The organism is Kitasatospora griseola, assembly GCF_014648555.1.
Classification (GTDB): Bacteria; Actinomycetota; Actinomycetes; order Streptomycetales; family Streptomycetaceae; genus Kitasatospora; species Kitasatospora griseola.
Genome location: NZ_BMRI01000025.1, coordinates 1 through 486, shown reverse-complemented (window position 1 = coordinate 486; position 486 = coordinate 1). Strand labels below are relative to the sequence as shown.

The following is a 486-nucleotide window of genomic DNA, read 5'->3' as shown; positions in this document are numbered from 1 at the left end:
CCAACGACATCACCAACTCCAACCAGCAGACCCCGCACGGCGGTTCCTGGTACGCGTGGATGATGGGCTACGGCTCCGCCAACACCGAGACGCTCGCCCAGAACAACATCGCGGTGCCCGCCGCCGGCAGCCCCAAGCTCACCTTCTGGCTGAAGGTCACCACCTCGGAGACCGGCACCACCGCGTACGACACCCTGAAGGTCACCGTCAACGGCGCCACCGTGGCGACCTACTCCAACGCCAACGCCAGCGCCGGCTACGTCCAGAAGACGGTGGACCTCAGCGCCTATCGCGGCCAGACCGTCAACCTCCAGTTCGTCGGCCAGGAGGACGCCTACCTGGCGACCACCTTCCTGCTCGACGACGTCTCCGTCGGCTGACCCGGCGTCCCGCCCGATCGGCCAGTCTTAGAGGGCGGTAAGTGACGTGATGTCGGTTTCGTCGTCACCGGAACGTGTAGCGCCGTTGCATCTGCGCTGATCGGTG

General features: G+C 66.0%; 1 pseudogene. It reads left to right on the top strand.

From position 1 onward, the window contains the following. Positions 1-380, top strand: a pseudogene (locus tag IEZ12_RS39115) (immune inhibitor A); the annotation flags it as partial. Positions 381-486: the final 106 nt, after the last annotated feature.